Below are 23,527 nucleotides of genomic sequence, written 5' to 3'. Positions count from 1 at the left end.
TATCAGAAAATATAAAAAAAGATGACTTTATTGTCATAAAGTCATCACAGAAATTATTATTATTTTGATTGAGGTGTTATTGAACTTAATATATGTTTTGTGACTACGCTATAAATAACAACTGTTGAGCCAATTAAAATATATAACATGACTATCTCCCTCTCAACTGAACTTGATATTCATTCTCATTTAAATAATAACATAACAATTCACAAATGACTATAAAATATATTCTTTTTGACTAGATATTATGCTAAAATTGATTCAACTTTACTACTTGGAGGAAAAAGATGACTCTTTCTAGAAACATACAAACTATATTGAATGGGACGATTCAATCTATAAAAGCAGTCATCCCTTTAAACCTTAGTTACAAACCACCTACTCTCTTGTCTCAACCATATGAGGTAGTGGAAATGGCTGTACTGATCGGTATTGTAGGCGATATGAAAGCAAGAATTATAATAGATGCATCCTCTCATTATTTTTCTTCTGTTGGTGCCTCTATGTTTGGTATGCCTTTAGAGGGAGAAATGCTTGAATCTTTTACAGGCGAACTAGGAAACATGATTGCAGGTAATTTATGTACGGTTGTTGCACAACAAGGATTAGAAATAGATATAACCCCTCCTACTGTAATTGTAGGACAAAGTAAGTTATATGGTTTCCAACAGGCTTTCTTTCTACCCGTAGAAGTGACTGACATAGGTCCCATGGCTATCATCTTAACGATTGATGAGGATTAATAGTGCTATACATAATTTTTATATTTTTATAAACAAAGAGGCTGGGGCAAAATCCTCCTTATAAGTTAAAAGTCCTAAAATTTTACAAATCGTAAAATTTTTAGGGCTTTTTTCATTGCATCATAGCAGTTGTTCTCGCTAAAGCGAGTAGAGACTGTAGTCTTTCCAATAATTATTCCCTAGAAATCGCTGTCATGGCCCATAGGCCCATGATATATGTGTTTCCCTCATTATCAAATTTTCTAAAACATAAAAGCTTTGTTAAAGTTATTGGTTGATTTTGACTAGCAATTCTTTTTTATAGTGCCTGTAAACATAAACAAAGGAACTTTCAAATGGCTATTAAAAACATAAATAGATAATGAAATTGGGGTTGTTGACAGTTTTTAGCTTTGTTTATGCGAGTAAATTTTTTTAATGCTTTATCGATGCTAAAGCTGTTTTAATTCAGAGAGTAGAATTGATTTTTCGCACCAGCCGGACGCTTTCCGCGGGGTGAGCGATAAGCCATCACCCATCGCTTGCGCGCGTGGTTGTGATGTCTTATCTGTCTCACTCATCCCGCTGGAGCATTCCTGTATGATTACTTTACAGGCTCTTGAAAAAAAAAGAACCCTCTTATATGATGCTAGAGTAACAACAACCAATTGAATACTCAAAACATATATAGGAGGGCCTCTTATGAATAATAGTACGAATCATAAAATTAATCAAGTGAGTGAAAAGACGTTGGTCATTGGGATCGATATCGCCAAGCGCAAACATTACGCATGTGCTGTAGACGACCGTGGACGAGTATTGCATAAGTCATTCCCTATCAGACAGTCGGCAGAAGGATTTACGACCTTCTATGAACAGCTACTCGCATTAAAAAACAAACACGAGAAATCAGAAATCCTTGTTGGGTTCGAACCAACGGGACACTACTGGATGAACCTAGCGGCCCATTTAACAGCGCATGGCATCCGCTATGTGCTTGTGAATCCTAGTCACGTGAAGAAATCCAAAGAATTGGATGACAATCTACAGACAAAGAACGATGTGAAGGATGCGATGGTCATCGCCAAGCTAATCCGCGATGGGCGGTTCAGCTTCCCACGCATTTTAGAAGGCATCGAAGCGGAACTGCGCAATGGTGCATCCCATCGCGCCTCGCTTCAGAAAGAGCTTGGCATCATTACCAATCGAATCATTCGATGGACAGATCGGTTCTTCCCAGAATTCCAACATGTCTTTAAAGACATCGGGAAAACCGCCCTGGCAGTGCTGGAGAAAACACCATTACCAGAGGACCTTCGAGAAAAAGAAGTGGCGGAGCTACTCCCTTTCTACAAAGAGGTTGCTGGGTTAAAGTGTGTCTCTTCTCCCAAAATAGTTAAACTCAAGGAAGCCGCTGAAATCTCGATCGGGTTGACCGAAGGCCTGGAGATGGCTCGATTTGAGATTCATACCTTGGTTATGCAATATAGACTCGTTCAACAACAGTATGAATTACTGGCAGAACGGTTACAAGAAATCGCTCAGAATATGCCCGATTATCTCTTTTTGGTATCTATCGAGGGGGGCGGCCCCAATACAGCCGTCGAGCTGTTATCAGAGGTAGGGCCGTTCACTAACTTTCATAGTCCACGCCAAATTATCAAACTAGCGGGACTGACATTACGGGAGAACTCCTCGGGTGAACAAAAGGGACAAAAGAAGATTTCTAAACGAGGACGCAGAAAATTGCGTGCAGCCCTCTTCCGAGCCATCTTGCCTATGATTCGTTACAATCCTGCCTTTAAGGCACTGTATCATTATTATATTGAACGCCCAGTAAACCCTTTAAGAAAGAAAGAAGCCATGGTGGTCTTATGTGGCAAACTATTAAAAATCGCACATGGCCTCTGTACGAAGAAACAGATGTTTCAGTCAGAACGCATGATACAAGACCTGACTGTTCTTCAAACGGCAGCGTGAACCATTTCATTAGTTGTTTAACTTAGTTGGATGACATAGAGAGCTGGCACAACCGCGACATTCGACTTCAAGTCCCTGCTGGAGCATAGCCGGCCTCTGCCTTATGACTAGACCGAACGAAGGAATGTATGCGTGCGACGCAAAGAGATATGGGAGGGTACGTCATCATAAGTTCTGCAGAGAAACAGAGTGCATCCAAGAATAGTATATTTATGGAATTTTTAACCAAGATTTTTAGCGGAGCACAGCCTTCGTTTCCAATATTTTTAATAAGTGGTTTAATAAGGGTGCAAAAGATCAGTTAGACGAGTTAAAAAAATTTTTTTCACTTTAAAATACGTAATGAAACCATTGGTACGACTACATTTTAAGAGGGAGTCGCCGTCTGGCGCTCCAATCAATAAATGGAATTTACTTTGCATCATAAAATCAACCCTACTCTTTAACAAAGCCAACATAAAAGTACGTTGATCCTTCTATACACTTCAATTACCCCGATAAAAAATAACGTAAATCATAACTTTTATCACATTCCCTATTTGTTTTTCTGTTACTTTCAAATTATTTCACAGTATCTTCACATATAACCTTTGTATGTGTGATAAATATCACATCAACTTTGTTTTTTTAAATTTATGATGTACCTATAGAAAAAGAAGGAAAGTTTTGGAGGTGTAAGACAAATGTCCAAAAAACAAAATAAAGAACCAGAACTAAAAGGGACGCTCATTTCAGTTAGCGTTGTCGGTTTATTTATATTAGTCACTTGGTTTTTTGCATTCTATTTATTTATTGACAGATTTTAAACTAATGGAGGTTAAAGGTTATGCATATTCACAAGTATGAAAAATGGTGGATAACATTTGGAGTTAGTTCACTAGTTTTATTTTTAATAATAGTTGGTTTTAGCGCCTTCCACTATGGTTCACATCCACCAAGTGCAAAAGTATATATTGATCCTGAGCGAGTAGACGAGATTGCTCCATTCAATAACCCAGGAGTTCACAAAGTAGAAGGTAAAGAATGGGATTATGAGATAGTAGTAGTTGCATCCGCATTCTTTTATAACCCACAAGAATTTGAAGTTCCACTAGGTTCTACGGTTAAATTTATAGCAACAACGAAAGACGTTATACATGGCTTTCAGATAGTAGATACAAATATTAATATGATGCTTGAACCAGGTTACGTTTCAGAATATGTAACAACTGTAGATAAAGCTGGAGAGTATTTAGTTTTATGTAACGAATATTGCGGTGTAGGACACACGTCTATGACATCGAAGTTAAAGGTGGTTGAGTAACATGGCAACAATAACAGAAAAAGCCCAAAGCTTTGTGAAAGTTGACCGTCGTGATGGCAAGCTTGCAATGGCTCATATTCATGTAGCTTTTATTGCACTATTAATAGGAGGACTTTGCGGACTCTTACAAACCCTTGTACGTTCTGGGCAATTCACCCTTCCTTGGGGTATAGGTTACTATCAATTATTAACTGTTCATGGTGTTTTATTAGGACTTATTTTAACTACTTACTTTATATTTGGTTTTCAAATTGCTGCTGTTAGCCGTACTTCCGGCACATTAACAGATAAACAGAGAACACTAGGTTGGATTGGTTTTTGGACAATGACAACCGGCACTACTGCTGCTGCAGTAATGGTTTTATTAAACGAAGCATCTGTGTTGTATACTTTTTATGCACCACTTCAAGCGCATTGGATTTTCTATGTTGGGATGGCATTAGTTGTAGTAGGCTCATGGATTGGCGGAGCTGGCTTGATCATGAAATATATGGAATGGCGTAAAGCAAATCCAAAGCAACCTAGCCCATTATTAACTTTTATGGTTATTGTAAATTTAACTATGTGGATTATTTGTTCACTTGGTGTAGCAGTTGAGGTAGTATTCCAATTAATCCCCTGGTCTTTAGGCTGGGTAGATAAAATCGATGTTTTACTCTCTCGTACACTTTTCTGGTATTTCGGTCACCCATTAGTATACTTCTGGTTATTACCAGCGTATATGGTTTGGTATGTGATCATCCCGAAAATTATTGGAGGTAAAATTTATTCGGACGCACTAGCAAGATTATCCTTTATGCTTTTCTTAATCTTCTCTATCCCAGTTGGATTCCATCATCAATTGACAGAGCCAGGTATTGATTCATTTTGGAAGTACTTGCAAGTTGTTTTAACAATGATGGTAGTTATACCTTCCCTTCTGACTGCTTTCTCTATGTTTGCTTCATTTGAGATTCGTGGAAGACAGCTTGGAGGAAAAGGCGTATTTGGCTGGTTTAAAAAGCTACCTTGGAAGGATGCGCGATTCCTAGTACCATTTATCGGAATGGCTGCCTTCATCCCTGCTGGGGCTGGTGGTATTATCAATGCATCTAACCAAATGAACCAAGTAGTACATAATACTATCTGGGTTACAGGTCATTTCCATCTTACTTTAGCAACAACTGTCGTTTTAACATTCTTTGGAGCAGCCTATTGGTTAATCCCCCACCTTACTGGTAGAGTGTTGACTAAACAAATGAATAAGCTAGCTATTATACAAGGTATTGTTTGGGCAGTAGGTATGTCCATTATGTCTGGAGCAATGCATATTGCTGGATTATTGGGAGCCCCCCGCCGATCAGATTTCTCAACCTATGGTGAATCTGCCCAGGCAGCCGAGTGGGTTCCCTACCAAATCGCACAAGCAGTTGGCGGTACAATTTTATTCATCGGTATCATCTTAGTCTTATATATAGTAGCTCAATTAGTATGGTTTGCTCCTAAAGGTGATACAGAATTTCCAATTGGAGAAGTATCCGAAAATGCAGAAAAAACACCGATGGCACTCGAAAACTGGAAAATATGGTTAACGATTTGTATTTTCTTAATTTTATTTGCTTATACGGTTCCGGTGTTTGATATGATTCAAAATGCTCCTCCAGGTTCAAAAGGTTATAAATTCTGGTAACTATAATTCTTTTAAGTATATACGAAGGAAGAGAGACTGTTCATATAAACAGTCTCTCTTTTTGTTTTTATAATCTTGCACTTGTTGATCGTCTCGTCGTTTACAAACTTTAGCAGTTTCTATGTATGGACAAGGCGTTAGAGGGACTACCCGTAAAAGCCAAATTTCTGACTTTTAGAGCACTCCCTTTTAAAAATGTATATATCATTATACATATTTAAGCACACGCCCACCCAAATAGGGCTTTGTCTATTATTTAAATTTTTACCCCTCTGACCGTACTCTTACTTGTCTAATTTGTAGTACTTTTAAAGTTAGGTCTACTACCATTTTCTCTGTAAGCGTATCAAAAGTATCGCGCATATCCACTAAACACGGAGAGTAGTCAAGCTCGAAAAACTCAGCTCTCACCAATTCACAATAAGGCTGCTCATTATAGAAAGTACTGTTTTCAAAGAAATACTTATCTAAACGAGGCATTTCACTGTTTTTCGGATTAATGAAACGGGATTGACTTTCAGAAGATTTAGTAATGATAGGGTATAGAATAAAATCAGACCCATTTAGGTCAGCAAAGCCTGTGAAAGGTACGGAAGCAATACGATCGTAAATTACACCGTTACAATCATCAGTTGCGTATTCGATGTCCTTTCTAATAAATCCTTCAACAAATAATTTAGCTCTAGTAACTCTGCGAGAGCCATCGCAAGAATCCATCGGATCAAACCTTACCGGTACAAGCTTACATTGTGTCAAGAATACATCCTTGTGTACTCTTTTGATTTCGCTTGCAGGTGGATCTAATAATATATCTGCTTCTACTACTATTTGAATTGTAGTTTCCGCCAATACAGCTGGCACCTTAATAATCGGGTAAAAATTATCGGGTACTACGCAAGGATCAACAGGTTCATCCTGTAATTGTGGTAGAGACCTTGCATTATCTACCGGACATGGGTAAACATTGGACAAATCGCCATTGTTTAAACCGTTCTCTTCATTCATTTAAAATTTCCTCCATTCATTTTTTGCGAAATTAATTCATTTCTGTTTTAAGTTATGTAAAATCACCGATGGATGTATAAGCAATAGACACAGAAACGTAAATTATGTCGATATTATTTATCTATTTAACTGTTTAAATAACTCTTCTGTGTAATATAGCTTAGAGATTTCCTCATACTATTCACAACCAATAATTTAAATTTTACTAGCTCTATCAAATTCATAATCGCCATTCTCTTGATGGGGCTAGGAACCGTATATAGCAGTAATCCCACTGGACTCGTCGCCTACAGCTTAAAGGAATTAATAATCAGCAATTAAATAAGCCATCACCAACGAACTCATTCGTTAGAGATGGCTACATTAAAAAAGGTACTTGCACTAACAAAATTACAGTACAAGTGGAGTTTATTTTTTTGTGAATGGATAATACACTTTCTGAACTTGTAAAAGCTGCAAAACTAATTCAATTACAGCATTTTGTTGCACTTTAGGCGATTCAGACGGTAAATCTTTTTTCCTTAGCTTTTCCTCGCTTTCCGACAACACCGTATATTCAATTCTTTGTATAATAGTCCCTTCTATTAACAGCTTTCCTCTCGTTGCCTGTTGAACACCTTCTTCGTTGGATTGCTCGAAAGAGGAAGGTATGAATTTACAAGAAGCCAATTGAATATCCTTTGATAATTCTTTAATATTAACTACTCTTTCTTCCAAATCCAAGGCTCTTTTTAAGCTTATTTCAACATCATACTCCCCTATAATTACAGGTACTTTAATATGCACCGCTAACGGGAGCTTATTTTCCTTTTGTCCTGAATTATGTCTAACTTTAACTTGGGACTTATATAGGTTATTTTCTGCTACAGATAGTTTTTGTGAGTCATTGTTATGAGCAGAAAAGAGAATTTCATGCACTTTATAACCTAACAGATGGCAATAGAGATCTTCTTGAAAAAAGTACATACTATCAAAAAATACTGTATCTAAAAGAGGGAAATGATCGTTGTTTGTAGGTAAAAAATTATACCCTTCTTGCTTTGCACTACCATAAAGTGCAGGGTTCATAAAATCTTCAATATCTACGTAGGTAGAAAACGGAATATATATCGTTTTTGTTTTTATATTAGAGGTGGGTCCCTTTACCTTATAAATTACTTCCTCTGATTCTTGAGAATCTTCTTCTGCAACTAAGTTAGTGAGTAATATCTCCTCTTCCTCTAAAAGAGATTCTTTTTCTATAGTAGATATGTCTTCCTCTTGATAATCTTGGAGAGTGTTATCTGGTAACGTGTTGAGGTCTTCACTTTCAACCGCTTCTTTACTAGCAAGAATTTTTTTCAGACTACTAATCATTACAGACAAATACGTGTCTCGAAGACTTTCATCCATAAATCTTATACTATCTTCATTAGTAAATTCTAATTCTTTAGTTATGGAATCTAATGGATCTATTTCATGAGCAATTTCTATGGAAGAATAATCTACATCATTTCCTAAAACTAATATTTCCTCTTTACTGTCGTAGGAAGGTATTGTAGGAATGTTTGTTTCTTCTATAGATTCCTCTTCTTTTGAATCTTCTTGTAGGGAAGGGATCTCAATTGCTTGCGGCTCAATAAAGAAGGAAGAATCCTGGAGCGGTGTTTGTTCTGTGGTATTCCATTCTGTTGGTTCTTCTTCTGACTCAATGTAAGCCATCACTTCTAATTCATGATTATAATCTGCATTTTCATACTCTAATACATGATTTATTTTACGGCTCGGTGTTGGCAAATAAGCCCTAATATATTTTAGTTGATTTGGCTGTTTACTTTTATTTTTATGATTTGATAGCAGATAGTATGGCTTAAGTGAATTTTTTTCTTCCCTTAAAAAATTGAATAAACTATTTTCCTTTGTATTTTCTTGAGGGCCATTTATCATAATATTATCTTCAGATGGTACTGTGTCTATAAATCGTCTGCGCCGTTTTCTTTTAAAAGTACGTCGTTTTACTTTTTTAATATCAGACGCATATATTTCTTCTATGTCAGTTATGCTATCATCTGCTGATACTTGGTCATCACTTTCCACTTCAGCCGATTCTACTGGTTGTAAAACTGAAAAGCATATACATTTCTTCTGATTGTTATTTATTTCAACGAACGCACCATAATCAAACCATGGAACAGTCAATTTTCCCGCTGAATTATTGTAGTGAAAGTCACTAGCAATATTAAATGTAACAGCCTCTTCTTTCGTAAAGACAACTTCATCCTCTATATTTGGTATGATTAACCCCACCTTTCTCTTATTACTTGAGACGTTTGCCCTGTATTATTTATATTATTCAGTTAGAAGGAATTCGTTCAAAAAAAAACCTTTTACTTCAAAGATCGTCATATGATTTCACAAATTCCTTATAATAAGAAGGAATTCGAGTAATTTCATGGCGATACTCTAAAGTAAAAGGTTAAAATTTAGTACTATTCATTTGAAATGGTTGTAGGTAAGATACGTGCAAAGCGATCTTCTATTAACGCTTCAGACTCATTTAGAAGAAGGTGTATTTCACCGTGATCATCAGACGTACGGATAAGACGTCCTATTCCCTGTTGAAGTCGAAGCAGCATAAACGGTAATTCTACTTCTTCAAAGGGATCGTTAGAAAACGAACGTTTTGCATCGAATAAAGGATCTACAGGTGGGAATGGCAGATCATAGATAATTACTCGAGTTAAAGCTTCTTTAGGTAAGTCTAAGCCTTCCCATAAATGATAAGAACAAAGCGTAGAGAATTCTCCATTTTGAAATTCCTTTACAATAGTCGAAAGCTCACGGTCCCCTTCAAAAGCAATGTCCTTGGCTTGAGTCGATGCTCTAAAATGATCCATCGCAGCTTTAGACTTAAACAAAATGAGGGTTTGACTAGTAGAATCCAATATCTTATCTGTTTCTTGAACTTTTTCTACTTGACTAACATGATGAGCTGTAACTTTCATAACCTCATCATAGTCGAATGGTGATGGTACAGAAAATGATTGATACTTCTCAATTCCTAAAGAATCTGCCAAATAAGTAAAATCTTTTTCTATGGATAAAGTTGCAGAAGAAAAAATGACAGGCAGTTTAGTACTAAATAGCTTTTCATTTAAAATATCCGTTACTAGCCTTGGCATAATAATAAGTGTTTCATAGCCATCGATTATTTCTAGCCATTCAACGCCATCACCTTTTTCTGTAAACAGCCTTAGCGAGAATGAATACTGCTCTAAAAATTCTTCTACCATTCTTAGCTCATATTCTGGAATCGTAAACAGTTCCGATTCAAATACAAATTCCTCAAGCAAGTCGTCTGTAATTTTAATCGCCTGCTTACATAGCTGCATTAGTTGAGGTGACTTATCAATTTTCATACGTTCGGTTTCCTCAGTAACACTTCCCACTCTTAATACACTAAAAATTTTCTCATGTGTATTTTGAAGTATTTCCATAAGATTTAACGTTTTTTCTCGGACCCCGTCAACCATCACCCGTTCTAGTAAACGGATCAGTGTTTCACTCTGCACTTCATATGTAAGTGCTTTTTGAGCTGCAAATTCTAACAGATGTCCTTCATCCAGTACAATCATAGAGACTTCAGGTAAAAAAGGTAGCTGCCCTTCACGAATGCGAGAGTCTTTTGTCCAAAGATGCTCCATTAAAAAGTCATGCGAGCAGATGATTAAATCAGATGATTCCCGGTAATGTTGACGGTGAATAGTTTGCCCACATCGATTGCGTAAATCACAAACTGTACATTGTTGAGTAGGATGGAAGTTAACTTTTTGCCAATCTACATCCGAAACTCCAGGAAACTGGCTTCTTTCACCAAAAGGAAATATGCTTTGTAGAGAAGCAGAACCATAAACAAAATCAGGAACACCATCTTCAATTTCTTCTATGAAGAAGTCATTCTCTCCATTTTTTTGAGCCTCTTCTAGTCTTTTAAGACACAAATACTGATTGCGTGATTTAGCTAATCTCACATCTATTTTTATATCTAAATAATTTTGTAACTTAAAAATATCGCCAGCCTCTTTTACTAGCTGCTCTATTAGTGTTTCATCAGCGCAGGCGATAAGTGCTGGTTTTCCAGTATATCTCGCATAAGAAATAGCAGGTAGTAGATAAGCTATCGTCTTTCCTGTACCTACTCCAGCCTCTGCAAACAAGACATTTTTCTCTTTTAAAGCTTTTTCAATTTGATAAGCCATGAAAATTTGCTCATCACGACATTCAAATCCTTTTTCGGGTAATTCATCGTATAAAACGTCTCCCATCCAGTCTCCTAATGATTCAAAGAAAGAACGGTCCTTAGATAATTTAAATGGTAAAGCTTGCTTCATTTTCTAACTCCCTTAAATATAATATAACAGCAAGGGAGAGCTTAGTCTCCCCTACTGTTATGAACGTTTACCCCAAAACTGATAGTAATCTGTTCTTATAAACCCATTGAACAATTTACGTTTCTTCGTTGCTCTACGACCATACAGATTTTCAAAATTCTCCATGGAAGATAACATATAAACTGACCAAGAAGGATATTTTTCCATCATATGTCCTAGGTCACTAATAGCTTTCTCAATTTCTTCAATTTCGCCTATACGCTCTCCGTAAGGTGGATTACCAATCATCACGCCATCCATTAGGTCCGTAGAGAAGTCGCTTGCCTGCATTTGTTTAAAGCTGATTAAATCAGCAAAGCCTGATTCAAAAGAGTTCTGCTCTGCAATTTGAATCATTTTATGATCAATATCTGAACCAATTATTTCTAAAGGTTGGTCATAGTCGGCTAAATCTTCAGCTTCATTTCTTACATCATCCCAAATTTTTTGAGGCATCCAAGCCCAAGCCTCACTATGAAAATCACGGTTAAATCCTGGAGCAATATTTTGCCCAATCATGGCTGCCTCAATTGGAATTGTACCGGAACCACAAAAAGGATCAACAAAAGGTCTATTGGGACTCCATTTAGAGATTTTTACTAAAGCTGCTGCTAAGGTTTCTTTTAAAGGTGCTTCCCCTTGACCATGTCGGTAACCGCGCTTATGCAGTCCAGCTCCGCTAGTATCAATGGTAATAGTCGCTACATCCTTCAATATACTAATTTCTATCTTGTATGTAGCCCCGGACTCATCTAAAAACCCAATTCGTTTATAGGCTAGCTTTAATCTTTCTACAATCGCTTTTTTAACAATAGCCTGACAATCAGGAACACTAAATAATGTTGATTTGACTGATTTGCCTTGTACAGGAAAAGCAGCATCTACAGGGAGGAACTTCTCCCATTGAATCGCTTTAGTATTCTCAAACAGTTGATCAAAGGTTCTGGCAGGAAACTGAGCAGCTACAATCTTTACACGGTCTGCAACTCGTAGCCATGTATTAGCTCTTGCAATTGCTCTTTCATCTCCTTCAAAATATACCTTTCCGTTTTCAGTTGTTGTTTCATATCCTAGTGCTTTTACTTCTTCTGCAACGATTGCCTCTAGCCCCATTGCAGCAGTAGCTACTAATTTAAATGTTGTCATTATACCTTCCCTTCTTGCTTATGGATCTCCCATAACTCTAAGAAATCCATTAGCCCTTTACTTGGAACTGGCTTGCTATAATAGTATCCTTGGATAATATCGCAATTCATTTCCCTTAGAATTTCTACTTGTTCCTTCGTTTCTACACCTTCAGCTACAACCTTAATATTCAAACGATGTGACATTAAAATAATAGATTCCACTATTGCTTGTTTATCCTTTAAGGTGGTTATGTGCTGAATAAAGCTTCTATCAATTTTTAAATAGTTTATAGGAAATTGGTTTAAATAACTCAAGGACGAGTATCCTGTCCCAAAATCATCAATAGAAATTTTAAATCCATTACTTTTAAGCTTTATAAGCTTAGATATAATATTATTAGAATCCTTCATAATAGTGCGCTCAGTTAATTCTAATTCAAGCTGCTGTGGACTACAATTATATTGCATTACCAAGTTGTTTATTCTTTCAATAAAATTATCTTGTTGAAAATGTATAGATGCAATATTAATGGATACTGAAATATTACTAATATCAAGTGTTCTCCATTCAAGGATATCTAAACATACTTTTTTAATAATTAACTCACTTAATGGGATGATTAGGCCAGTTTCTTCAGCAAGTGGGATAAACTCTGCTGGAGATACAGTACCTACCTGATCATTTTCCCACCTTACTAAAGCCTCTACTCCAATAATGGTTTTTGTTTCCAAGGAAACTTTAGGCTGGTAATGGACGGAGAAATCATTTGCTTGTATCGCCTTTCTCAGTTCAGCCTCCAATAACAGCAGCCTTTTCGAATCTCTCTTCAACTCTTCAAAGTAAAATGCATATTGATTACGGCCATTATGCTTAGCAAAGTACATTGCCTTATCTGCCTTGTGAATAAGTTCATCTATTTCTTGTCCGTCTTGAGGAAAAAAGCTGATTCCTATACTAGCGGTTAAATAAATTTCCAAATCATCTATTATAAATGGCTTGCTTAGCATTTTAATAATTTCAATAGCAATTTGGCCAGCATCTATATGTGATTTAATATGTGAAAGTGCAAGTAAGAACTCGTCTCCACCATACCTTGCCAAGATACTATCCTTTGGTGTTATATGCCTGACACGTTTCGTAAATTCAACTAGAATTCTATCTCCTATTTCATTTCCAAGTGATGCATTCACTTGCTTGAAACGATCTAAATCGATAAACAAAAGTGCACTGAAGCTATTTGGAGTCGAGTTTTCAATTAACTGTAAAAACAATTCATTAAAAGAGAACCTGTTAGGTAAACCTGTGAGATAATCCGTTGAAGTCAATGTCTTTATTTCTTTTTCTGCACTTTTTTTTATGGAAATATCAGAAAACACTCCAAAATAATGTGTAGTTTCGCCTAGTTCGTTTTGAATTCTAGTAATTTTTAAGTGCTCAGGGTATACTTCACTATTCTTCCTTCTGTTCCAAATTTCACCTTGCCAAATTCCTTTTTTGTCTAACTCTTTCCACATGGAGTCGTAAAATGATTTGTCCTGCTTTCCGGATTTTAATATGCTAGGAGTTTTATCTCTAACCTCCTCCAAGCTATATCCAGTAACCGCTTGAAAGGCAGCATTCACTAAAGTAATTTTTAAATGTTCATCCGTAATCATAATACCCTCAGTAGTGGAATTAAATACTTTCTCTACTAGCTCTTTTGGGTACAAAGAAAAGCTTTCGGGATGTTGCTCTTTTTTCACTTTCTAGGACCTGCTTCCCCTCAGTACTAACTCGATGATAAAATACAATTCTATTAAAGCATTAATAACCTGCCTTTAAGACATCAATCAAGCAACCTGAGATAAATAATAGTATAGGGTGAGGTTTTACTCTCTCATGATAAAATATGTAGTCAAGAAAAGAAAAGCTCTCCGTGATTGGAGAGCTTTTCGTATTATTAATTATAGCCACTCATAAACTCAATAAGCCATGTTTTGTTTCCACGGTACTCAAACGGTGAACTACCTCGTACGTATGTGGACGGCAATCATCTATCTACAGATTAATATCTGTTTTTCTATCCGTTCAATTCCTTCAAGAAAATGCCCCTACCATAATTTGGGTTTCTCACTCGTGGGGTTTACCTCGTTCCACCTGTATAGTTTCCTATCCAGCTTCGTCACTGTGGCACTTTCAGAGATTGTTAGCCATATCCGAAGACTTAGGCCTTCATCCCGCCGTCAGCCAAAAGGCTGCCTTAGTTTATTTTTTCACTAAGCACGAACACTACATTCATCGCAGAATTGTGTGAGCATGGACTTTCCTCTACAATGTCTAAGCATTGCAGCGATTGCCCGAATAAATAAGTGGTAATTACATTGTATATGATTTGACATGAAAACACAAATTTTCTTTTTTGATATAATATTATTCGTACAATTTAGCTCCAAATACATGTTTTTCTAAATGAGATAATCTTTTTAGAATATCAAAATTAGTTGCACCTGCTGCTGGTTGTACGGGAGCAGATTTACGTGGTGCTTCCTCTAGCTCTTCTCTAAGTTGCTTGTTTTCTTGCTGCAGTTGAATGATTTTCTTTTCAAACGCTTCGTAGTCTTGAATAATATCGTCTAAAAACATATCTACTTCTTCTTGGTTATAGCCTCTAAGACCCGTTTTAAATTCTTTTTCTAATATATCAGAAGCTTTAAGTTTAAATTCCATGTAGCATCTTCCTTCCGTCTACAATTAGCTACTCGTATTATAGCATAATGGTGTCGAATAATGGAGTAATTTCGCGTGATTATGTGCGTTTTTTGTTAGGTTGTGCGCTTTCCCGGGAAATATCTATTTTTCTTTTTATTCTTATTTCCCGCTTAAGAAGCTCACCTTCAAAACCTTTAGGAGAATCCATCCTAGTCTTACTCCAATAATCTAAGCATTCCTGCGTTTTTTCTAATGCTTTTTGATAGTCTTTCTTCTGATGTTCATAAAGCTTTGCAAGTTCCACCAAAACCTTTAGACGATATTTCCCGTCGATTTCCTTTAAAGCTATTTCGAATGCTTCTACACTTTCTTCTATTAGATTTTGTCTTTTTAAATGTAACCCAATATAAAAGTATGCGACGCTTGTTTCACTTTCTGAAAATTGGTCTACGACGAATTCAAACCATTTATTGCTCGCATCTTTTGATTTTAGGTCTTTAAACCATTTACCGATATTCGTGTAAGTGTTAGCAGTTTCTAGTGATTCTTCTTTTTTTAAAAGATCTATCGATAAAGTATAGAGAGTTGCAAGTGATAAGATATCCCATTCGTTATGCTTTAAAATTCTCATAAGATTAGTAGGATCACCTTGTTTTACTGCATCAAAATAAATAATGGGTGCCAAGTGTCCTGGAAGATCATTTTTTCTTGTAAAGCCCAGTTTGCTCTCTTCTATTTGCTTTAGTTTAAATCTCTCTAAATCACCTTTCCATATTCTTTTGGAGGAATGCATTAAATCAATTTGCTCATGATCTTTTAATGGCGGAAGATTATTGCGATTCATCGTCCAGCGAGTATTTAACTGTGGAATATCGAAACTCTTACCATTATAAGTAATAATAGTTTGTGTATCTTTCCAAAATTCAGTAGCTAACAGAAACGCTGCTTCCTGCCCAGGCTCTACTAACACATATTGAGAAAGCAAGTATCCCCCGGGCGCTTTTTTTAATATACCATTTAAAAAAATGAGCACACCTGTCCCTTTTAACCCAGTTGTTTCTGTATCATAGAAGCAAAAAGGATTACCTGGTGAAACCGTAAGTGGATGATTTGGGTATCTCTCTTGCATAAAGGAAATTGCCTCCTCCAGCTTATCCAAACCAATAGTTCCATGTATATGCTTCTTACGATAAAATGTTTCTTTTAAAAAGAAAAAACCCTTCTCGTTTTTTATAAGCTTTAAACCAGCTTGTTTCCATTGTTCTGTATAAAAAGGAAGTGCAATTTCTGGCACTTCCTTTTTGGGCTGTTTCTCGGGAACATTCTTCTTCAGAAGTCCCTTCATCTCTAATAGTTTTTTCTCATATGACATAACGATCCACCTGTAGCATATGCAGTAATTTTATAACTTCTTTCTTTAAGTTATTTTCAGCATCTTGTGCTCCAATACATGCTGGACACCCACCAGTACAAGGGCAGCTCGCAACTTGCTCTGTAACTTTTGGAACTAAGTCATTCCATAGGTCAAACATTCTCTCGGATAAACCAATACCGCCAGGATAGCTATCGTACATAAAGAAAGTAGGCTTCTCCACGTTTACTGATTTTACTTGTGGGACTACATGAATGTCCTTAGAATCACAATGAATAAATAATGGTATAAATGAATGCAAAGCATATGCTACACCCGTCATCGCATCTGAAAGCAAGGTTTCCGACCAGTCATTTGGCTTATCAAAGCTAAACCAAGTGGATGTAGTGTGAAGCTCTAAAGGCGGTAAATGTATTTTACCTGATCCAATATTATCGTGCGTATCAAACTTAATCTTTTTGAAGATGGTCGGCTGAGCAAGAACAATAATGTCTCCAAAACGTAGTGTTCCAATATCAGCTTCTTTTTCCTTATCCTCACTTAGCACCTTTAGCTCGATTGCAATATTAGCATCTGTAAAATAATCCACGTCCACTTCTTTAACAAATGCCTTTTTCTCTTCCCAATCTAATTTCTCTACTTGAAACTGTGTTCCTTGATGAAGGTATATAGCTTCCTCGTGAAGCAGGGTCATCGCACTATAAAGATCCATCTCTCCTATGACTCGAGTTTTAGTAGGTACTGACTGATCAATTATAATGACATTGTCTTGGGAGGCAGAACGAAGACTAACATTACTAGCAGGAAAGCTTTCGGACATCCAATGCCATTTATCTGCTGTTTTTAATAGAACCCCTTCACTTTCTAAGAACTCTAGCAATTCCTGAATTGAAAATTCACCATAATTGTCGCTAGTCGTAAAAGGAAGCTCAAAAGCGGCACATTTAAGATGATCCATCAAAATAATCATGTTATCAGGATGAATTCGAACCTCTTCCGGTGATTGTCCAAGAAAATAGTCTGGATGCTTTACTACGTATTGATCTAGGGCAGTAGATTGCGCCACATAAATTATGAGCGCTTCATCCTGCCTACGCCCAGCTCGTCCTGCCTGCTGCCATGCACTAGCTATATTGCCAGGGTATCCAGTCATAATGCATGCTTGGAGCTGGCCAATATCTACACCTAGTTCTAATGCATTTGTGCTTACTACAGTACGAATTACTCCATCCCGGAGTCCTTTTTCAATATCTCGTCGTTCAGAAGGTAAATAACCGCCTCGATAACCACGAATAGATTGGTCATTTATTTTTTTACTTACTAGAGCCTGCAAATAAGTCACTAGCATTTCTACTCTTACTCTGCTTTTAGCAAAAACAATCGTTTGAATTCCATTGACATATAACTCTTGTGCAAGGTCTCTCACTTCTAATACTGCACTTCGTCTCACATTAAAAACGGGATGTACAATCGGAGGATTATAAAAAACAAAATGTTTTTTTCCAGCAGGTGCACCGTTCTCATTTATAAGTAAATGTGATTCGTTTGTTAAGTTCTCAGCAAGCTCCTTAGGATTTTTAATCGTGGCAGATGTACAAATAAACTGAGGGCTACTACCATAAAATTCACAGATTCTTTTTAATCTACGAATGACATGTGCAACATGGCTTCCAAATACACCTTTATATGTATGAATTTCATCTATAATAATATATTTAAGGTTTTCAAATAGTGAAACCCATTTTGTATGGTGCGGCAAAATACCTGAGTGCAGCATATCTGGATTGGTCAGCACTATATGTCCTGATTTCCTAATCTTTTGGCGTATTCCCGGCTCGGTATCACCATCATAGGTATAACTTAAAATCTCCTCCCCGCTTTCCCGAATCAATTCATTTAAATCACTTTTCTGATCCTGTGCTAACGCTTTAGTCGGAAATAAGTAAATTGCTCGAGAGGTGGGATCTTCCATAATAGATTGCAATACGGGAAGATGATAACAAAGAGATTTTCCAGAGGCGGTGGGGGTAATTGCAGTAAACGATTTCCCTAAGGAAGCAGCATCGAAGGCTTGTCTTTGATGAATATAGAGTTGTTCCACCCCTCGCTTTTTTAAAGCATTTGTGATGGATGGATGCATTTGATGTGGAAAAGGAGCATATACGGCTTCTTTCTCCTCCACAGTATGGATATGCTCTATTTGTGGAAATCGATTATTATCAATTCTCCAATCATCTAATAGCTCAGCTATACTTTTGTTTTTTAGCATGTTACTCCCCGACCTCCTGTAACGCTTGAAGAATGGTTTCTAAAGTATATTTAGAAGAATGTACAGACTTTAAAAAACGTTTTTTACTAGTGGCTTTATAAAAGGACTGTACGACAAATTGTCTCATTGATTCAAGTAACGAATCAATTTGACTCGGATGTACATATTTTGGTCGCTTTAATTGGATCCAAGGACGTACTAGTTGCTCCCATTCATTCAGTAATTCATCTATATCATACGCATATGGCTTTACTTCTTCAAAAAAATCCGGTTCACGGTCTTCTTCACGAAAACGGTGAAACCTTTCTATACAACTATCACATTCAATTAGCAGCTGTTTATTTACGTTTGTTAATGACAAAGTAATCCCTCTCATTCTAGTAATAGTTTATCAAAAAGCATAGCATATTACCAGCTTCGAACGAACATACATTCCTTACAGATTACTTTCTAATTTTTCCATCTTTCCTAGCAAGCGAAAAGATGATTTACTAAAATCTTCTTCAAATTGATCCTGTTCTTCGTTTAAACGGTTCTCCAATAGATATTCCAAAAGCTCTAGTTGATCAATAAGACGTTCAATTTTATTCATGTTAACACTCTCCTTTTACTGTTTAGTTCCTTCCTTCTTGATAAATCCCTTCCTACTCGACAAAGGTTCTATACATAAGACAAAACTAGCGGCACATCGACAGTGGTTAAGATGAAAAGCTTTGTTAAATTTATTGGTTGATTTTGACTAACAATTCTTTGTTATAGTGACTTAATGAGTGTAAACATTATAAAAAGGACATTCAAATAAAAATCATAAATAGATGACGAAATTGGTGTTGGTGACAGTTTTTCAACTTTGCTGCTTATGCGAGTAAATTTTTAGCACTATCGATACATTAAAGCTGTTTCCATTCATTGATTGGAGCACCAGACGGCGACTCCTACGGGATGAGTGAGACAGATAAGCCATCACAACCACGCGCGTAAGCGATGGGTGATGGCTTATCGCTCACCCCGAGGAAAGCGTCCGGCTGGGGCGAAAAATCAATTCTACTCTCTGATTTAAGATTTCTTTGCATCATAAATCAACCCAACCCTTAACATAGCCAAATGAAACTAAATTGATTACTCGTTCGTCTAACTAACTTGTGATAAACTAATATCATAAAAGAGGTGATTGTCTTGGCTATCCAATACCCTAATGGGAAGGTATATACACCTACCAAGAAAACAAAAACCCCAAAGCAAAAGGATTATTCTTTCAGTAATAGGGGTAAGACGTTAGAAGATGAGATAAATGATGCCAATGAGTACTATCTAGCTCATGACATTGCTGTCATCTATAAAAAACCAATACCTATTCAGGTCGTTAAGGTAGATTACCCAAGTAGAAGCTCGGCGGTTATAAAAGAAGCTTATTACAGGACACCATCCACTACTGACTTTAACGGGGTATACAAAGGGAAATATATTGACTTTGAAGCAAAAGAAACGGAAAATAAGACTTCATTTCCTTTAAAAAACGTTCATCTTCATCAAGTAGAACATATGGGAAGAGTTGTTCAGCAACTCGGTATTAGCTTTCTATTGGTTCGTTTTTCAACAACGGATCGATATTTTTATTTGTCTTACGAGCATTTAAAATTTTTTTGGGATAGAATGCGATCTGGAGGAAGAAAATCAATCACTCTCGGGGAATTTGAGGAATATGGGATTGAAATAACTCCAAAATATGCACCAAGGGTCAATTATTTAAAGATAGTTAATGACTTGTATGTATAAAGGGAAAGTGAGGAGACGTTTATGAGTGAGCAAAAATCTACTCGTGGACAAAGAAGAAAACAACAACTTGAACAAAAGAAAAAACAAACAAAACCTGCAAAAACATGGCTAAAACGTATCATGATAGCAATTTTAGCAATTGGATTAGTAGGATTAATAACTGGTGGGTCCGTTTATGCATATTATGCAAGCACAGCACCAGATTTAGATGAGGAATTACTAAAAGACCCGATCAGTCCTAAACTATTAGACGCAAACGGTGAAGAGTTTGCAACCGTCGGAAGTGAAAGCCGAGAATATATATCCTATGAGGAAATTCCTCAACAAATGGAAGATGCCATTTTGGCAACAGAGGATGTTCGTTTCTACGATCACATGGGAGTAGATGTCTTACGTTTAGGTAAAGCCGTTTTAGCCAACCTGAAGGATGGATTTGGTGCACAGGGTGCAAGTACAATTACTCAACAGGTTGTCAAAAACTCTTTCTTTACAAATGAAAAAACAATAAAACGTAAAGCTCAAGAAGCCCATTTAGCTCTACAATTAGAGCGTGAATATAAAAAAGAAGAAATTTTTGAAATGTATTTCAACAAAATTTTAATGTCAGGACGTATTTATGGCTTTGGTACTGCTTCTAAATATTTTTATGGGAAAGAACTAAAGGATCTTGAATTACATGAAATGGCTGTATTAGCGGGAATGCCTCAAAGTCCTAATAACTATAACCCTTTTAAAAATCCAGAACTTGCTGAAAAGAGAAGAAATACAGTTCTTTACTTAATGAATCTTCATGGCAAAATAACAGATGAGGAAATGAAAGCAGCCCAAGCTATTCCAGTTGCTGACTCCCTTCTACCCGAAGATCAAAGAGTAGCGAACCAAGATTCTAAATACGATGCATTTATCGATATAGTATTAGAAGAACTTGAAGAAAATGGAGATGCAGATGCTATTTCCGAAGGTATAACTATCCATACTACACTTCAACCGAAAGCTCAAGAGAAAGTAGAAGAAACCTTAAACTCAGACATCTTCCCTACTGAAGATATACAAGCTGGTGTTGCAGTAATTGATACTAAGACTGGAGCAGTTGTCGCTGCTGGTGGAGGAAGAAATTACGGAGTAGATCGAGGATATAATCATGCGCATGATATGAAAGAACGCTCACCTGGTTCGACTATTAAGCCTTTAATAGACTATGGTCCAGCTGTAGAATTTTTAGACTGGTCACCTGCTCAAACCATCGTAGATGAAGATATTAAGTATACAGGTACTGATCAAGTAATACGTAATGCCGATAATAAATATCTAGGTGCTATGACTATGCGTGAAGCATTATATAAATCTCGCAATACTACAGCAGTCAAAACATTAAAAGAAGTAGGTACTAAGAACGCAAGAGAATTTATTAGTCGATTTGGAGTAGATATCGGCACAGTAAATGAAGCCTATGCAATTGGTGGTATTTCAAAATTTATGTCCCCTATTCAACTAGCAGGAGCATACGCTGCGTTTGGTAATAACGGGAATCATACAGAACCATATGCTATTAACAAAATTGTATACAGAGATGGCAAAACAGAGAAAAATTACAAGCCTGAATCCAAGACAGTTATGAAGGATTCAACAGCTTACATTATTACAGACGTTTTACGTGATGTTTTAACAAAAGGAACTGGTAAGGCTGCAGCAATCAGCGGATTAGATGTAGCAGGAAAATCTGGTACGTCCAATTTCAGCGGAGATAAAAAAGGTGTTCCAGATGTATGGTTTGCAGGGTACACAACTAACTATTCAGTAACTGTTTGGTCAGGTTATGATGACAACTCTGCTATTACAACTGCCGAAGAACGAAGTCTTCCACAACGAATCTTTAAAGAAATTATGGGAAGTATTTCAGAAGGACAGAAAACAGAAAGATTTAAAAAGCCTAATTCAGTCGTAGAAGTAACAGTTGAAAGAGGTTCTAATCCATTAAAATTAGCTAGTGAGTATACACCTGAAAATATGAAGCTAACAGAGTTATTTGTTAAAGGGACAGAGCCTAAACAAGTATCTGAGGAATATGACCAGCTAGAACTAAATGCCCCTTCTAACCTATCTGTGCAATATGATGAAATAACATCATCAGCAACATTAGATTGGGACTTCGAAGGACCTGAAGGCGAAGAAGATGTTAACGTTCAGTTTGAGGTAGCGGTCTCTATTGACAACGGTCCAAGCGAAATTTTACAAACAACAGATAAAACAGGGTTAATTGTTCAAGCTCTAATCCCTGGTAGTAAATATTTATTTACCGTTACAGCAATAGCTGAGGATGTTCGAAGTGAATCAGCTAGTGTAGAGCTAGTACTCGAAGGTATCGAAGAAGAAGATCTCGAGTCTCCTGACTCGGAGGAAGAAAAACCAGAAGATACCGAGGGCGAGAATGAAAACCAACCTGGTAACAATGGTAACAATGGTAACAACGGTAATGGTAATGGTAATAACGGTAACAATGGTAATAATGGAAACGGTAATGACGGTAATAGTGGTAATAATGGCAATGGTAACAACAACGGTAATGGTGGTAATAATGATGGTGGTCAAGAAGATGGAGGCACCGATGGAGAAAATCCTGAGGAAACCCCTGAAGACGGCACAGAAACCGGATCTACACCTTAAACTATCCGATTATTACTTAAAATGATTAAAAAAAGAACGAGGAAATGGGATTATAACCCTTTCCTCGTTTTTTAATTGTTTCTTGAATTTATAAAGTGATTTTTTATTGCTTACTTTAGTTTAAGTGTAACATTTCACAAACGAACTCGTTTCACGAAATACCAACCCTACCCTTTAAAGAGGGCACTGAAATACTTACGTTTTTATAATAAATTTGTTTTGAAAATTAAAAAAGGGTACTTTTTGTTCAAATTGAACAGAAAACATCCTTTTTCATTGCCTTATTCTTGCTCTCCTTCGTTAAGTAACTTTAGGATTCGCTTCAGGTTGACCGCAAATATGGTTGTGGCTCCTTGTATTTCCATGCCAAAAAGACTCGTGCTAATCGCTGTATCGTAGCCGTATCCACTCTTTATCCTTCTTTGTAACACCCAACTCTGAAAGGGCATATTTTACATTTTTCCACCTCAAAATTATATTTATCATTGTGCGCACCCCTGCATTTACTTTTCTTTAGTATAGCAATAAAAGAATTTTTT

At 36.6% G+C, this 23,527-nt stretch carries 17 protein-coding genes, 1 other RNA gene and 1 pseudogene; 7 read left to right on the top strand and 12 right to left on the bottom strand.

Annotated features, from left to right (window positions below):
* The first annotated feature begins 290 nt into the window (after window positions 1-290).
* From NSQ95_RS08415 to NSQ95_RS08395, 5 genes are all read left to right on the top strand, one after another.
* On the top strand, window positions 291-746 hold the full coding sequence (locus tag NSQ95_RS08415; RefSeq protein ID WP_340883686.1) for a chemotaxis protein CheX: 456 nt from the start codon (window positions 291-293) through the stop codon (window positions 744-746).
* A 681-nt stretch (window positions 747-1,427) separates the two neighbouring features.
* Window positions 1,428-2,705, top strand: a complete 1,278-nt coding sequence (locus NSQ95_RS08410; RefSeq protein WP_342560681.1) for an IS110 family transposase — start codon at window positions 1,428-1,430, stop codon at window positions 2,703-2,705.
* Window positions 2,706-3,388: 683 nt separating this feature from the next.
* Window positions 3,389-3,511: a cytochrome c oxidase subunit 2A gene (locus tag NSQ95_RS08405; RefSeq protein WP_298469414.1), complete on the top strand. Its 123-nt coding sequence runs from the start codon at window positions 3,389-3,391 to the stop codon at window positions 3,509-3,511.
* A 20-nt stretch (window positions 3,512-3,531) separates the two neighbouring features.
* The gene (locus NSQ95_RS08400; protein WP_298469411.1) at window positions 3,532-4,008 is read left to right on the top strand and encodes a cytochrome B5; all 477 of its coding nucleotides are present in this window, start codon (window positions 3,532-3,534) and stop codon (window positions 4,006-4,008) included.
* A gap of 1 nt (window position 4,009) precedes the next feature.
* Window positions 4,010-5,677, top strand: coding sequence for a b(o/a)3-type cytochrome-c oxidase subunit 1 (locus tag NSQ95_RS08395; protein WP_169359536.1), 1,668 nt, complete (start codon window positions 4,010-4,012; stop codon window positions 5,675-5,677).
* 264 nt (window positions 5,678-5,941) lie between these two features.
* On the opposite strand, the gene NSQ95_RS08390 is transcribed toward NSQ95_RS08395, so the two are convergent.
* The 11 genes from NSQ95_RS08390 to NSQ95_RS08340 all read right to left on the bottom strand — a co-directional run bounded on the left by NSQ95_RS08390 (window position 5,942) and on the right by NSQ95_RS08340 (window position 19,140).
* Window positions 5,942-6,682, bottom strand: coding sequence for a CsxC family protein (locus NSQ95_RS08390; protein ID WP_340883687.1), 741 nt, complete (start codon window positions 6,680-6,682; stop codon window positions 5,942-5,944).
* A 408-nt stretch (window positions 6,683-7,090) separates the two neighbouring features.
* Complete coding sequence (locus NSQ95_RS08385; protein WP_340883688.1) at window positions 7,091-8,968, bottom strand: hypothetical protein; 1,878 nt, start codon at window positions 8,966-8,968, stop codon at window positions 7,091-7,093.
* A 182-nt stretch (window positions 8,969-9,150) separates the two neighbouring features.
* Entirely contained in the window at window positions 9,151-11,052 is a 1,902-nt protein-coding gene (locus NSQ95_RS08380) for an ATP-dependent DNA helicase (protein WP_298469402.1), read from the bottom strand.
* 57 nt (window positions 11,053-11,109) lie between these two features.
* A complete protein-coding gene (locus NSQ95_RS08375) occupies window positions 11,110-12,237 on the bottom strand; it encodes a class I SAM-dependent RNA methyltransferase (RefSeq protein ID WP_169359540.1) in 1,128 nt (375 codons plus the stop codon).
* A complete protein-coding gene (locus tag NSQ95_RS08370; RefSeq protein ID WP_340883689.1) occupies window positions 12,237-13,961 on the bottom strand; it encodes an EAL domain-containing protein in 1,725 nt (574 codons plus the stop codon). The genes NSQ95_RS08375 and NSQ95_RS08370 overlap by 1 nt, the downstream gene beginning before the upstream one ends.
* 218 nt (window positions 13,962-14,179) lie before the next feature.
* Window positions 14,180-14,563: RNase P RNA component class B (gene rnpB / locus NSQ95_RS08365), an RNA gene on the bottom strand.
* Between the two features lie 65 nt (window positions 14,564-14,628).
* Complete coding sequence (gpsB, locus tag NSQ95_RS08360; RefSeq protein WP_340883691.1) at window positions 14,629-14,925, bottom strand: cell division regulator GpsB; 297 nt, start codon at window positions 14,923-14,925, stop codon at window positions 14,629-14,631.
* A gap of 79 nt (window positions 14,926-15,004) precedes the next feature.
* On the bottom strand, window positions 15,005-16,279 hold the full coding sequence (locus NSQ95_RS08355; protein ID WP_298469394.1) for a ribonuclease H-like domain-containing protein: 1,275 nt from the start codon (window positions 16,277-16,279) through the stop codon (window positions 15,005-15,007).
* Window positions 16,269-18,548 (bottom strand): DEAD/DEAH box helicase, encoded by a 2,280-nt coding sequence (locus NSQ95_RS08350; RefSeq protein WP_298469391.1) that lies wholly within the window; start codon window positions 18,546-18,548, stop codon window positions 16,269-16,271. Before NSQ95_RS08350 ends, NSQ95_RS08355 begins: the two co-directional genes overlap by 11 nt.
* Window position 18,549: 1 nt before the next feature.
* On the bottom strand, window positions 18,550-18,909 hold the full coding sequence (locus tag NSQ95_RS08345) for a YppE family protein (RefSeq protein WP_298469388.1): 360 nt from the start codon (window positions 18,907-18,909) through the stop codon (window positions 18,550-18,552).
* 75 nt (window positions 18,910-18,984) lie between these two features.
* Window positions 18,985-19,140: a hypothetical protein gene (locus NSQ95_RS08340; protein WP_169359545.1), complete on the bottom strand. Its 156-nt coding sequence runs from the start codon at window positions 19,138-19,140 to the stop codon at window positions 18,985-18,987.
* A gap of 584 nt (window positions 19,141-19,724) precedes the next feature.
* Between NSQ95_RS08340 and recU the strand changes: the two genes are divergently transcribed.
* Together recU and NSQ95_RS08330 are read left to right on the top strand one after the other, a co-directional pair.
* Complete coding sequence (recU, locus tag NSQ95_RS08335) at window positions 19,725-20,324, top strand: Holliday junction resolvase RecU (RefSeq protein WP_251555874.1); 600 nt, start codon at window positions 19,725-19,727, stop codon at window positions 20,322-20,324.
* Between the two features lie 21 nt (window positions 20,325-20,345).
* Window positions 20,346-22,988: a PBP1A family penicillin-binding protein gene (locus NSQ95_RS08330; RefSeq protein WP_298469485.1), complete on the top strand. Its 2,643-nt coding sequence runs from the start codon at window positions 20,346-20,348 to the stop codon at window positions 22,986-22,988.
* Between the two features lie 281 nt (window positions 22,989-23,269).
* Here NSQ95_RS08330 and NSQ95_RS08325 read toward each other — a convergent pair.
* Window positions 23,270-23,469 (bottom strand): annotated as a pseudogene (locus NSQ95_RS08325) (IS5/IS1182 family transposase); the annotation flags it as partial.
* Between the last annotated feature and the right edge of the window lie 58 nt (window positions 23,470-23,527).

It is taken from the genome of Psychrobacillus sp. FSL W7-1457, assembly GCF_038593405.1.
Classification (GTDB): Bacteria; Bacillota; Bacilli; order Bacillales_A; family Planococcaceae; genus Psychrobacillus.
The sequence above is the reverse complement of the archived record's forward strand: the minus strand, read 5'-3'. Positions and strand labels throughout refer to the sequence as shown.